This is a genomic window from Nodosilinea sp. E11 (assembly GCF_032813545.1).
GTDB lineage: Bacteria > Cyanobacteriota > Cyanobacteriia > Phormidesmidales > Phormidesmidaceae > Nodosilinea.
The window spans coordinates 640,814-653,885 of record NZ_CP136520.1 but is presented as its reverse complement, the minus strand read 5'-3'; the positions used below and the strand labels follow the sequence as shown (position 1 = coordinate 653,885).

The 13,072-nt window shown below is 55.0% G+C and carries 11 protein-coding genes; 1 reads left to right on the top strand and 10 read right to left on the bottom strand.

The features are described from left to right. Positions 1-414 precede the first annotated feature (414 nt). The 9 genes from RRF56_RS05380 to RRF56_RS05340 all read right to left on the bottom strand — a co-directional run bounded on the left by RRF56_RS05380 (position 415) and on the right by RRF56_RS05340 (position 7,470). On the bottom strand, positions 415-1,278 hold the full coding sequence (locus tag RRF56_RS05380; protein WP_317036605.1) for a hypothetical protein: 864 nt from the start codon (positions 1,276-1,278) through the stop codon (positions 415-417). Positions 1,279-1,710: 432 nt separating this feature from the next. Beyond that, positions 1,711-2,325, bottom strand: a complete 615-nt coding sequence (locus tag RRF56_RS05375) for a DedA family protein (protein WP_317036604.1) — start codon at positions 2,323-2,325, stop codon at positions 1,711-1,713. Positions 2,326-2,490: 165 nt separating this feature from the next. Further along, the gene (locus RRF56_RS05370) at positions 2,491-3,129 is read right to left on the bottom strand and encodes a phosphatase PAP2 family protein (RefSeq protein WP_317036603.1); all 639 of its coding nucleotides are present in this window, start codon (positions 3,127-3,129) and stop codon (positions 2,491-2,493) included. 120 nt (positions 3,130-3,249) lie between these two features. Further along, on the bottom strand, positions 3,250-4,149 hold the full coding sequence (locus RRF56_RS05365; protein WP_317036602.1) for a CHAD domain-containing protein: 900 nt from the start codon (positions 4,147-4,149) through the stop codon (positions 3,250-3,252). Between the two features lie 12 nt (positions 4,150-4,161). Continuing rightward, the gene (locus RRF56_RS05360) at positions 4,162-4,590 is read right to left on the bottom strand and encodes a DUF6335 family protein (RefSeq protein ID WP_317036601.1); all 429 of its coding nucleotides are present in this window, start codon (positions 4,588-4,590) and stop codon (positions 4,162-4,164) included. Between the two features lie 273 nt (positions 4,591-4,863). Further along, positions 4,864-5,292: an MgtC/SapB family protein gene (locus RRF56_RS05355; RefSeq protein ID WP_317036600.1), complete on the bottom strand. Its 429-nt coding sequence runs from the start codon at positions 5,290-5,292 to the stop codon at positions 4,864-4,866. 18 nt (positions 5,293-5,310) lie between these two features. After that, entirely contained in the window at positions 5,311-5,712 is a 402-nt protein-coding gene (locus RRF56_RS05350; RefSeq protein WP_317036599.1) for a MauE/DoxX family redox-associated membrane protein, read from the bottom strand. A gap of 5 nt (positions 5,713-5,717) precedes the next feature. Next, on the bottom strand, positions 5,718-6,632 hold the full coding sequence (locus RRF56_RS05345) for a YihY/virulence factor BrkB family protein (protein WP_317036598.1): 915 nt from the start codon (positions 6,630-6,632) through the stop codon (positions 5,718-5,720). A 391-nt stretch (positions 6,633-7,023) separates the two neighbouring features. Next, on the bottom strand, positions 7,024-7,470 hold the full coding sequence (locus RRF56_RS05340; protein WP_317036597.1) for a hypothetical protein: 447 nt from the start codon (positions 7,468-7,470) through the stop codon (positions 7,024-7,026). A 435-nt stretch (positions 7,471-7,905) separates the two neighbouring features. On the opposite strand from RRF56_RS05340, the gene RRF56_RS05335 reads away from it, so the two are divergent. Further along, positions 7,906-12,210 carry a PAS domain-containing protein gene (locus tag RRF56_RS05335; protein ID WP_317036596.1) on the top strand — a complete coding sequence of 1,435 codons (4,305 nt, stop codon included), beginning with the start codon at positions 7,906-7,908 and terminating at the stop codon, positions 12,208-12,210. On the opposite strand, the gene RRF56_RS05330 is transcribed toward RRF56_RS05335, so the two are convergent. Beyond that, positions 12,207-12,989, bottom strand: a complete 783-nt coding sequence (locus tag RRF56_RS05330; protein ID WP_410510538.1) for a superoxide dismutase — start codon at positions 12,987-12,989, stop codon at positions 12,207-12,209. The genes RRF56_RS05335 and RRF56_RS05330 overlap by 4 nt on opposite strands. Between the last annotated feature and the right edge of the window lie 83 nt (positions 12,990-13,072).

Below are 13,072 nucleotides of genomic sequence, written 5' to 3'. Positions count from 1 at the left end.
GGCACTGCAGGAGTTGGGGGTAGATCTGGCTCGCCGGGTGGCCCAGGCAGCGGCGGCACTTCTGGGCCTTGAGGCCACTGAGGAATTTCGGGCTCTTGGGGCAAAGGGGGCACTGCCGGTGGTTCTGGTGAGGGAGGAATTTCAGGTTGTTCGGGCTGCTCAGGCACCTCTGGGGCTATGGGTGGTAGCTCGGGCTCAGACGGTTGAGGCGGGTGGAGGGGGTCTGGTTGTTCTGGCAAGCTAGTCATCTTTGATCTCCGCATCACTAAAATAAGAAAATAGGCGCATTCAAGAACTAGTTAACGCTCTAATTCTTGAATGCGCCCAGACATTGGCCACTGGGGCTCTATTGTTTCTAGACTTAGGACCGAGTTACCCGTAATGGGTACATAGTGTACCTAGGTCTGGTTGAACTTAGCGACCCAGGGGGAAGACCTGTTCAGCTACCAAAATGGACTCATCCCCGTAGTCAGATTCAATGCTCTGACGCAGGTTGTCGTCCCAGGTTAGGTTGTACTCGCGCTCTAGCTCAGCGGCGTTGAAGGGTCGCAAAGTACCCAAGATAACCACTTCAAAGTCGTCGCCTAAGTTAGCCATGTTAGCTTGGTCGCCCACAACAAGCACATCAGAGCCACCAAACAAGCCTGCCCCAGAAATGGTAAAGGTATTGTTGTCGTACTGTTCGCCAACTTCACCCTCTACGGCAATGACTCGGTTGTAGAATGCCTCAGGGTTATCGCTAATTTCGCCGGGTTCGGGAGCCAAGGCCACGCTCTCAGCAATAATGGCCGGTTGATTTTCGTAGTCACCGTAGGTGGCTTCGTCTAAGGTTAAACCATACTGCTGGGCGATTTCGCCAATCACGACTTGGCGTACTTCGCCAGTGACCTGGAGTCGCTCGGTAGCGCCGGCTTCAGTCAGCACAATGGGTTCGCCAGTGGCATTAAACACAACGACATCGTCGCCACCAAACAGACCATCGCCACGAAGGATTAAGGCATTTTGACCCACGGCTTCAACAACGTCGCCCCGCACCGAAACGCTCTGACCAAGATAGTCTTCAAGGTTGCCGGCTAGATCGCCTACTTGAATATTGGCATCATCGGGATCGGTGGCCTGCTGGTCAGTGGCAGGCTGTTGGGTGGTGGGCTGGGTGTCGGTGGTGCCGGCAGTGTCGTTAGGGGTTTGGCAAGCGGTGATGGCAAAGGCCGACAGGGCTAAAGCCACTGCGCCGCCTTTAAAGCCTAGGGTGGAGCGTTGCTTGCGTAAGGTTTTCATAAGGCAATCCTCAAATTAACAAAGTGGTGCTTTAAAGCCCGGTAATGCGATGGCGCGTTTTGGGCGATCGCAGCATACAGCCGCCAAACTCTAGACCAATGCTCGATTAGCCTAGAACGCAATCAACCGGATTTAATTGGGCTGTGGAGAAATGGTTTAGAACGGAGCTAGCCATAAAAAAGCTGGCTCAATCCCCTAGGCAGCCATACAAAAGTTGAATCTATAGCTAGAGAATGCATGTGGTAGTTTCGCACCCGCTAATACAGTTAATCCTGCGGTGCAAGGAACTAAAAGCCTGCTTTAAAACTCAGCCTAGATTTCAACCTAGTAGTATCAGTAGACCACAGAGTTCTACTCTCAACCTCATGCTTAAGGGGGGCCTTTGCCTATAGCTGAATGTAGATTATGGCTGAGCCAGTCGGTTAGTTAGTATCAAACTTTAGGCTGACGGCGATAGCGCTTAATCAGCCATATTCCTAGGGCGATCGCCCCGCTAATCAGCACCACTTTGCTCACAGGACCAATAAAGTGCTGCACTTGCTCAAACCGATCCCCTAACCCATAGCCCGCTGCGGCCAGCGCCCCGGTCCACAGCGCCGTACCCAGCGCCGAATAGCCCAGGTAGGGCAACAGCGGCATGTGGCTCAGCCCTGCCGGTACTGAGACATAGGTGCGTATTCCTGGTACGACCCGGCCTACGCCTACCACCCAGCTGCCGCCACTATTTTTAAAGAAGTCAATCGCTTTTTCAAGATCTTGGGGCTTGATCGTCAACCACCGGCCATAGCGTTTTACCCAGCCCATGAGCTGGTCGTGGCTAATTAATAAACCAACCCCATACCAGGCCGATGCCCCCACCAGCGACCCTAAGGTTCCGGCTAAAATCACCCCGGCTAGGTTCATCTGGGTACTGTTGCTGCTAACAAAACCCGCTAGAGGCATCACTAATTCTGACGGAATGGGCGGAAAAAGATGCTCTAGCACCATCAAGCCAAAGATGCCGGCATAGCCGAGAGATTCAATCCAGGTGACAATCCAGTTGAACATGGGAAAGAGATGAAGGGGGGTGAGACCTATAGCTGTAGCCAGTCTGGTTAGGACATTTTCCTTAGAAACGCTTGAACGTTCGAACGTTTCTAAGGTATCTAGATGTCCTAACCCAAGTGACTATGGCTATAACAGTTGACTTTACCGGCTTCCAGACTGAACGGCTTAACTGGCCCGCTGAACCTGTTTGAGTTTCAATAGCGCAATGCAGCCGCTAATCCATAGAAAACCAATGGCGTAGCCCGCCAGTACGTCGGTCGGCCAGTGTACCCCCAGGTAAATGCGGCTCAGGCCAATCGCCCCGATCAGCAGGGTGGCTAGCCCATAGATCAGCCCCCGCCACTGGGGAAAATATTGGACCAGCAGGTAGGACGAAAAGCCATACAAAACCATCGACCCGAGGGCGTGGCCACTGGGGAAGCTGTAGGTGTGTTCGGTAATCAGCTGGGGCCAGAGCTGGGGCCGGGGCTTGCTAAAAAACAACTTCAGCCCAATGCTCAGAACGGCTCCCCCTGTACAGGCAATCGCAAACAGAGTAGCCACTCGCCACTCTCGCCGCCACAGGAGCAGGCTAAACCCAATGCAGGCTAAGGGAACCACCGTGCTGGGGTCACCCAGGCGGGTAGCCGCCAGCATCACTCGATCGAGCCAGGGGTGAGTGAATTGATTGATCCACAACAGCGTGGCTTCATCGAGCAAAAAAGACTCTTGTTCTAAGACCTCGTCGGCGAGTTCAGCCAAGCCCAGCAACAACAGCAGGCAAAACCCTAACCACAGCACGCCAACGGTGGTCACAAAAGACATCAACCGAGGGTGCACCCCCTGCATCCACAAATGGGCCAACTGTTTCAAGGTGTGTTGCAATGTTCTCTTATCCCGTCATTACGGCCATCTCCTGAACTGATTTACCACATTTAGCGAGCATTAAGCGTGCCAGTAACTGGCCATGCGATCGCTGAAGGCTTTTGGCGTTTCGCCATAGAGCTTTTGACCCAACGTTTTGGCCCGTCGGTGCAGCTTGGTTTGACGATGCCCCATCAACGGCACCAACACCTGCATATGTACGTCTTTAACCCCGACCTCTTTGGCATGGTGAGTTAAAAACTGCCTTAGGGCAGCAATGTCGTGGTCGTCTCCCAGAAGATCGGCCAGTTCGTGGAGTTCTGACTCAAAGGCTTTCATAATCGGGGGCCACAGCGACTGCAACAAACAGGTGCAATACCACAAATCTTTGACTCGTTTGCGCCAGTTGTGGAAGTCGTCATCGTCGCCGTCGTTATAGGCCTGATCGAAGTTTTGCTGTCCTTGAGAATAGATATGGCGCAGGTTTTTGGCAACCGCTTTCCACCCAGTTTGCTTGAGCGCTACCTGGCTGAGGTTAGTTTGACTTGCCTCTAGGTCGGTCATTACCGCCGCAATGAATTGCTCGCGATCGCTGAGGTTGTCTAGCTGAACGTTGTAGAGATCAACTAAGCCCGTTTTTAAAGTAGAAAAGCTGTTGACGTCGAGGGTGAGCCCGTAGGTGTCGAGGAGGGTGCTGAGGGTGGCTGGGTAGACAGCGCTGTCGCGGGCCGGAGCCAGCGATCGCCCCACATCTCGCAGGCGTTGGCTCTCCTGCTGATAAATCGATTTATCTATCGACTTGCGCACTAAGCGCAGCAGCGATCGCGACTTTTTTAGACATTTTCGGGCGTTATGAACGGCTTGCTCAGGCTGCTTCTGAAAATTTTCGCTGAGTTGCTCAACCGCTTTGCCCAGCTGTTCGCTAAAAACGCGCTGAACATTAGCTTCTACAGTGCTGTCGGCAACAAATCGATAGGCCATGGCAGTAGAGGATTACAACGCCGCGTCTTTAGAATCAGGATCGAGTTCAAACCGCTGGCGATCGCGGCGATCCATCTCGTCTTTAATGGCTAGGGGATGCTCAGGCTTAACGTCAATTCCCACAGCCGCAGCAATGTCATCGACGTTATTTTGGTCCGGGGTCGGCGTAGTGCCGCCGATCGCCTCTTCACCCACCACTTTAGCTTGCTCGATCATGGCGTCGGGGTCACCAGCTGTGGTGGGGCCGCCCGCAGCCATAGATTCGTGGTTGGGTACGGTAGCCCCAACCATGGCGCTGTCATCCTCTAGACCCGTGCGCGCCGCCTCGGCTGCTGCCCGAGCCGGGGGAAGATGGATCACCTGCTCATTGGGCGGGGGAGGTGCTTCATCGATGGCGTGAGCCTGAGCCATCTCGGCAGCATCCGTGGATTTCTGACTCATGTTTTTCTGGTTCATTGCAAGAGTTAAGGTCAAACGTTAAGGTCTAGCGGCAAAATCCAGCGACTGGTCAGCGACAATAACGATTGTTGACAGGCCGTTGGCACCCACATCTAGACCACCTTAGCAATGCCCTGGGCGCAGCCCTATCGTTCGACCGGTAGATTTTTGGGCGTATCTATAAGCTTGAGGCACTATGGCCAAGGCTAGGGATCCCCAACCGTTGCATAGACCCTACTCGTTGACAGCGTGGCGCTAGAAAGGGCCATGGGGAGGTTAAATTTGGTCTTCGGCCCATTTCACCACCCGCAGAACAATCAACGCAAACCCCGTGCCTAAAAGGCCTAATTGCCACAGACCTAGCCCAGCGGCCACACCCGCCCCCGCCGATACCCACACGGCGGTAGCCGAGGTCAGCCCCCGCACCCGGTCTTCTCGCAAAATGGAGCCGGCCCCGACAAACCCCACCCCGGTGATGATGCCTTGCAGCGTGCGCGGCAGGGCCGTGCCTTCCACCTCGGCCATACCGCTTTGAATGGTGGCCGCAATAAATAAAGCCGACCCCAGGGATACCAGCATATTGGTTCTCAGGCCAGCAGCTTTGTGGCTGTACTCGCGATCGAGGCCGATCACAGCGCCTAAAACCAGGGCTACGGCCAGATGGCCTGCCACCGCTAACCAGGAAACAGGAGAGAGAGACGTCATGGGGCTGAGAACATCGGCTTAGGACAGCTGGGGTACTTCGGGGCGGGTAAACCAGTAGGCCCAGGCAATCAGCACAAACTGAAACGGCAACCGAATGGCGTGAAACCACCAGGTATCGGGAACCCCCGCAATGGGGATATGGTTAATCGCCATATTGAGGTTGGCAGGATAAACCGCAATAAATAGCACCACTAATCCCCAAGCCGAGAGCTGACGGACCGGGGGCCAGAGCAACCCCAGACCCAGCAAAATCTCGATTACACCACTGAGATAAACCAGGGTCGCTGGAGCGGGTAAAAACCCTGGCACAATGCGAATAAAGGGATCGGGCTGCACAAAATGCAGTACCCCAGCCACCACCATGCAGACGGCCAGAATGCCCCTCAGGGTATCTTTGTGATTGTTGAACCAAATAGTCATAGTCGCTACGCTGAATCTGACGGGGTTTGAGGTAGAGAATCGTGCTGGGTCGCGTATTGATTGGGCCTAATTTGGGAGCCAAAGCGGCCGCTATAGATTTGGGTGAGTTCGGCCCCGTAAAACAAAATTTGGGCCGAATAAAACACCCAAACCAGCAAAACAATCACCGACCCTGCCGCCCCGTAGGAAGAAGCAAAGCCGCTGTTGCCTAGGTACAGACCAATCAAATATTTGCCAATTGAAAACAGTAGCGCTGTCGCCGCCGCCCCAAACCAGACATCGCCCCAGCTAATCACCGCATCGGGCAAGTACTTAAAGATTAAGGCAAACAGTAGGGTGGTGAGGCCAAAGGCCACCGCAAAATTGAGCAGTTGCACCAGGGCATCGAGGCCAGGCAGCAAGGTGTAGAGATAGCCCGAAAATCCAGAGATCAGCGCGCTCATCACCAGGGAGACCAGCAGCAAAAAACCAATCACAATGATCATCCCCAACGACAGGAGCCGCTGGCGCAGGATGTTGAACACACCGACGTCAGGGCGTACGGAAATATTCCAGATGATATTGAGGGACTGTTGCAGCTGGGCCAGCACCCCAGTGGCCCCCACCAGCACCAGCACTAAACTCACCCCCGAGGCAACCCAGCCCGAGTTGCTACCGGGCTGATTGGCATTGTCGAGCACCGTGCTGACAAAATCGGCACTGGCTGTACCCACTAGCGATTGCACCTGCCCTAGCAACTGTTCGCGCACCGCCGTGTTATCGAAAAATAGGCTGGCGATCGCGATCGTCAGCAGCAGCAGCGGCGCTAGAGAAAATAAGGTGTAGTAAGCCAAGGCGGCGGCCAACCGCGATGCCTGATCTTGATTCCAGGCTTTGAAGGCCTCTTTTAACAAACGCCAAACCTGTTTGGGGCTGAGCATAGAGATGATGAAACAATAGTTTTTAGTTTTTTGGGCTGCTAACGGCTGCGTTGTATCAGGTCCGCTTCAGGTGCGTTTCAAAAGTTCTAATGGGTCATTCCCATAAATGCGAGAATGAAAGGGGGTAGAAGGAGCAATCCATTGTGAATAAGTTCTCCAGGGTGAATTCCTGCCTTTGCGGCAATGACAGGCCAGCCATGGTCTGCCGGTTTGTTAATTTGACTTCATGTTAATCGTTAACTTTAAAGGGAATTTTATTCAGCCGGTAGGTGCGATTTCAACCCTTTTACGTTTCTCGTTGAGGCTACTGCTTATACAGACAAGTTGATTGAGAACCTGGGTATAAGCAGTAGCTGATGCCCCAACAAAATAGGGCTAATTAAACGCTTGCTTAGTCGCTGAACGCGTCTTTGATGTTGTCTACGGCCCGCTCAACGGCGTTCATAGACTTTTCGGCAGCGCGCTCGGTGCGGTCAGCATCAGCTTCAGCCCGCTGCTCAATGCGATTGCGATCGCTCTTGGCTTTGCGCTCTACAAAGCTGCCCTGGTCGTCAGCTTCGTCGACCTTAGCGGCATTTTTTCTGGCTGCACCTTTAACATTGTCTTCGGTGTTACGAATTAGGCTTTTAGAACCATCTTTAATGTCTTCAGCAGCCCCTTTGATCTGATCGCCGGCATCGGCAGAGGCAATTAGGCTAGACCCAGGAGCAGCCAGAGCCGAGAGGTTAGAGAAAATCGGCATTTGCCAGGTGAAGGCGATCGCAGCCAGGCAAAATACCGTCGTCGCTACCCAGCGACCTAGACCGGCTAGCCGGGGCATAACACGATTCAATTTCATAAATGTAGTCCTAATCAAGCTTTTGCTCTTTATTTTTACTTCGTCAACTGGCTTGTCTGTACCACTCCCCAGGTAGAGTTCGGGGGGTAGATTTTAGAGAGTAGCCTCTTTAGCTAAACCGTGGCTCATAATGTGGTATGAGTCGCGGCAACCTACTGTTTTAGATTTTTATAGATCTATAGATCGAGCTAATGTGCTATCAGCCACCTGGCAACAGGTTATACCTTTAGATATATTTCTTAAGGCTAGACCAACCGATAAGCTCTATAGTGATTTGTAGCGGCGGACCTAACTCTTGTTTGGTCCTATTATTGGGTCAAAGCAGGTTTTTCTCTGCCGTTTGTCTTCTCAGAACGAGCGTTAACATTTGCAGTAGGTCAATCGGTTAGTCTCAGCCCTCATCTTCAGGCCTAAGTAATATTTAAACCCCGTCCCATGACAACCCCCGAGCGCACAGTTTTGTTGATCAGTGACAAGCAGGGGCAGGGTAAGGTCTATGGGTCTATGCTTCAAAAGGAAGGGGAAGAGCGTTATCGGCTGGTTGAACACCCCTACGATGGGCCGCTAGCCAGTCTTGCCCAACAGCCAGCGCTCTGCGGCATTTTGATTGATACTCACCCTAGCTCGGTCGATGGCGTTGACTTGCTGCATCGCGTGCAGCACCAGCTTCAACCGGCCTGCCCGCCGATCATTCTGATTGGGGATGACGATCTCCTCAGGGCGGTGGCTGCCCTGAAGGCCGGAGCCGCCGATTATTTGGTCAGCGCACAAATCACTCCGGCGGTGCTGCGGCGATCGCTGCAAACGGCGCAGTTCTCGGCAGCTGGTCCCAGCCCGCTCTACTCTCACGCCTTGGCCGATGTGCTGCCCCAGATTGTCTGGCTGGCCGATGCCGCTGGAACGATCACCTACTGGAACCCCTGCTGGTATGAGTACACTGGCCAAGGGGCCGATGAGGCCCTTCCCTGGCCCCAGGCTGGCCCCCTATACCCCGACGACTGTGACTCTACCGTCGCTCAGTGGATAACGGCGATCGCCGCTGGTCAAAGCTTTAAAATTGAGCACCGGCTGCGCCGCCACGATGGTGCCTACCGCTGGTTTGTCACCCGAGGCGGGCCAACCCAAAATCGTGATGGCCAGATCACCGGTTGGGCTGGCACTATCACCGATGTCCATGACCAAAAGCAGCTAGAAGACCGCCTGCGCCTGGTGATTCAGGCGGTCAATGGCATGGTGTTTGACGTCAGCGAGGTCAGCCTAGAGGCTCCCGATCGCGTTTATCGTTCAGAGCAGCTTTTCAATTTGATTGGGGTGGCCGCCGAGCAGGCCCCGCCCACCTCCAGCTGGTGGGAAGACCGCATTCATCCCGACGATCGGGCGCGATTAAAGGCCTACATGGCCGAGCTGTTTGCCGATGATAGCCAGTTATACGAGTCAGAATATCGGGTGCGCCATCAGCTTGGGCACTGGGTCGATGTCTGGGAGCGAGGCCGCCTGGTGCGCGATCTGCAGGGGCAGGTGGTGCGGGTGGTGGGGTCCACCGTTGACATCAGCAAGCAAAAGGCAGTTCTGCGCGATCGCAACCGGGCCGAGCGCCAGTTGCGAGAGGCTCACATTCAGTTAGAGTCCGCGCTGGCTGCTGGGTCGGTGTACACCTGGCGCTGGAATATTCCCAAAAATCGGGTGACGGCCAACCGCAGCTTTGCCGAGCTGTTTGGCCTCAACCCCAATCGCGTCGCTGCCGGGGTGCGCCTAGAGAAATTTATCGGCCTGATTCACCCCGACGATCGGGAGCGGGTGACGGCGGCGATTAAACAGGCGATCGCCACCGGAGACGGCTGTGCTGCTGAGTTTCGCATTGGCTATGCCGGCGGCGAAACCCACTGGGTGATTGCCCGCGGGCAGGTCGAGTACGACAGCGAGGGCAATGCTGTTGCTTTTCCGGGGGCGCTGGCTAACATCAGCGATCGCAAACGCATCGAAGCCGCCCTAGAGCAAAAAATTCAGGAGGCAGAAGCTGGCCAACAGACTCTCCAGGCCTTGATGGAATATATTCCTGAGGGCATTACCATTGCCGATGCCCCCGATGTGCGCATTCGCCAAGTCAGCCGCTACGGCCAATACCTAACGGGCCGCACCCTAGACGAGTTGGGAGACATTCCCTATTCTGACCATCCAGAAACCTGGCAGATTTTTGGCCTCGATGGCACCTTGGCCCCCCCTGAGGCATTGCCCTTGACTCGGGCTGTGCAGCAGGGCGAGGTGGTAACCAATGAAGAATGGCTGCTGCAAAACGCAGCGGGAAAAACCATCACAATTTTGTGTAACGCTGGGCCTATTTACAATCAGACGGGCGACGTTACTGGCGGCATTATTGCCTGGCGAGATATTACCGAACTCAAGCAGAATGCAAAAATCTTGAAGCGCAACCAGGAGCACCTCAGTCTGGCCATGGCTGCTGCCAAAATGGGTAGTTTTGACTGGAATATTCAAACCGGTGAAGTGCGATTTTCTGAAAATTTGAAAACCCTGTTTGGCTTGGCTCCCGACAGTTTAAACACCTACGAAACCGTGATAGGCCTAGTGCATCCAGACGATTTGCAATCGGTGCAACAAGCCCTGCACCGCGCTGTCTATCAACGCGAAGAATACAACGTTGAGCTGCGAGTGATCAGACCCGACGGCACCGTCTGTTGGATCATGAGTCTGGGCAAAGTTTTCTACAGTGCCACAGATACCCCGTCACACATGACGGGCATTGACATCGACATTACCGATCGCAAACAGGCAGAACTCAATCTGCAGCAGGCCACCGAACGGCTCAATGTGGCCCTTAAAAGTGCGCCGATCACGCTGTTTAATCAAGACCTAGATCTGCGCTACACCTGGATCTATAACCCCACCCTAGGTCTCTCGGTAGACGATGTGATTGGCAAGCGAGATGTCGACCTTGGGGCCCCCGAGACCGCTGCCCACCTAACCCAGCTCAAACGTCAGGTAATCGCCACCGGAGTGACCGTGCGAGAAGAGGTCAAGATTGTCACCAATGGCCAAGTTGGCTATTACGACTTGACCATCGACCCTATTCGCGATGGTGAGCAGGGGATTGTGGGTATCACCTGCGCAGCGGTAGATATCAGCGAGCGGGTGCAGATTGAGGCCGAACGCCAGAGGGCCATAACGGATCTGCGAGAAAGCGAAGACCGCCTGCGAATGGCGATCGAGTCGGCCCAAATGGGCACCTGGGACTGGAACCTAACCACCAACGTGCTTACCTGGAATGCAGGCTGTAAAGCTATTTTTGGCCTGCCGCCCGAGGCTGACATCAGCATTGAGCGATTTTTTGAGGGTCTGCATCCCGACGATCGCGATCGCATTCGCCAGATCGTGCAAGCCATTCAAACGGTTTCGAGTGGCGGCAAGTTCAACGTCGAGTATCGTATTCTTGTGCCTCAAGCGGGGGCAGAACGGTGGGTTAAAGCCAAAGGGCAAGTCTATTTTGCCGCCGATGGCACGCCCCTGCGGTTTCTCGGTACGGTCTTAGATATCACCCCGCAAAAACGAGCCGAAGCCGAACGCGAACGCCTGCTCCAGCAAGAGCGCCTGGCCCGTACCGCCGCCGAGCGCGCCAACCGCATTAAAGACGAATTTTTGGCGATTTTATCCCATGAGCTGCGGTCGCCTCTCAACCCCATTTTAGGCTGGGCCAAGCTGCTGCAAACCAAAAAAATGGATGCCGATAAAACCGCCCGCGCCCTGGCCACCATTGAGCGCAACGCCAAGTTGCAAACTCAGCTGATTGATGACTTGTTAGATATTGCCAAGATTTTGCGCGGCAAACTCAAGATCGAACCCGCCCCGGTCGATCCGGTTTTTATTATCGAAGCGGCGATCGAAACTGTTCAGTCGGCTGCCGATGCGAAGGCGATTCACATCACCACTGACCTGCACGATCTTGGCCCTCTCCAGGGGGATGGGGCGCGTCTTCAGCAAATTGTCTGGAATTTGCTGACCAATGCTGTGAAGTTTACCCCCGAAAATGGCCGCATTGACCTGCAACTGCGGCAGGTCGACCACTGGGCTGAGCTGAAGGTTACCGATACAGGGCGGGGTATTGGCCCAGAGTTTTTGCCCCATATTTTTGACTCTTTTTGCCAAGAAGACACCTCCATTACTCGCCAATTTGGCGGTCTGGGCCTGGGGCTAGCGATCGTACGTTACTTGGTCGAAGCCCACGGCGGCACTATCGTCGCCGACAGCCCCGGTGAGGGCCAGGGGGCTACCTTTACGGTGAAGCTGCCGCTGCTCAGCTCTAGGCCGAGCTACTTGGCCCCCCGTGCCTCAGCCAAGCCGATCGACCTCACGGGCGTACGGGTGATGGCCATTGACGACAACCCCGACGCGTTAGCCCTGCTTACCCTGCTGCTAGAGGAGTATGGGGCTGAGGTGACAAGTCTGACATCGGCGGCTGATGCGCTGAGCACCCTAATTCGCTTCCAACCCGATGTTGTCGTCAGCGATATTGGCATGCCCCATCTAGACGGCTACGGGTTGATGCGCCAGATTCGTGCCCTACCGGTCGAGCAAGGGGGGCAGGTAAAGGCGATCGCCCTCACCGCCTACGTGCGCGACGAAGATGCTCAAAAAGCCCTCGACAGTGGTTTTCAACGCCACCTATCCAAACCCATCGAACCCGAGACTGTTGTGTTGGCGATCGCCGACCTGCTCGACCGCCCTTAGGTGGTCTGCTGGGTAGCCACCTGGTAGCGTCGATTGATTTCGGGCCAGTTGACCACGTTCCACCAGTTTTCTAGGTACTCGCCGCGTTCGTTTTGGTAGCGCAGGTAGTAGGCGTGCTCCCACACGTCGTTGCCCATGATTGGGTACTGCCCATCTATGATCGGGCTGTCTTGGTTGGCGGTATCGACAATTTCGAGGTCGCCGTCGTCGTTGCTCACCAGCCAGACCCAGCCGCTGCCAAAGCGATCGCTACCGGCTTCATTAAACTGCGTCTGAAATTCGGCAAAGCTGCCAAAGGTCTGCTCAATGGCCTGGGCGATCTCGCCGGTAGGTTCGCCGCCGCCCTCGGGGCTCATGATCTGCCAAAAGATGGTGTGGTTGAGGTGGCCGCCGCCGTTGTTGCGTACGGTGGTGCGAATGTCTTCGGGAATGGCATCAAGATCGCTCAGCAGCGCTTCGACACTCTGTCCGCGCAGGTCGGGGTAGTCGGCTAAGGCTTCATTGAGGTTGTTGACGTAGGCCGCGTGGTGCTTGTCGTGGTGCAGCCGCATGGTCTCGGCATCAATGGCGGCTTCTAGGGCGGCGTAGTCGTAGGGTAGGGGCGGCAGTTCTGCTGGGGTGGCCAGCAGGCGATCGGGGAAGGCGATCGGGCTTGCTTCAGCCTGATTGGGGGCCGGGGCATCGGTTTGGGCCTGGGGCACTTGCTGGCAGGCCAGCAGCAACACCAGGGCCGCCAGGCTACAGAGCAAAAATTTAACCGGACGCGTCAAACGTTTCATCGCGTTAACCTCGAAGTTTGCGTAAAAAAACAGAGTGTTAGAGAGTTCAAAAAACAGGGCTCAGGCCCGTTGTGAGCTGGGGG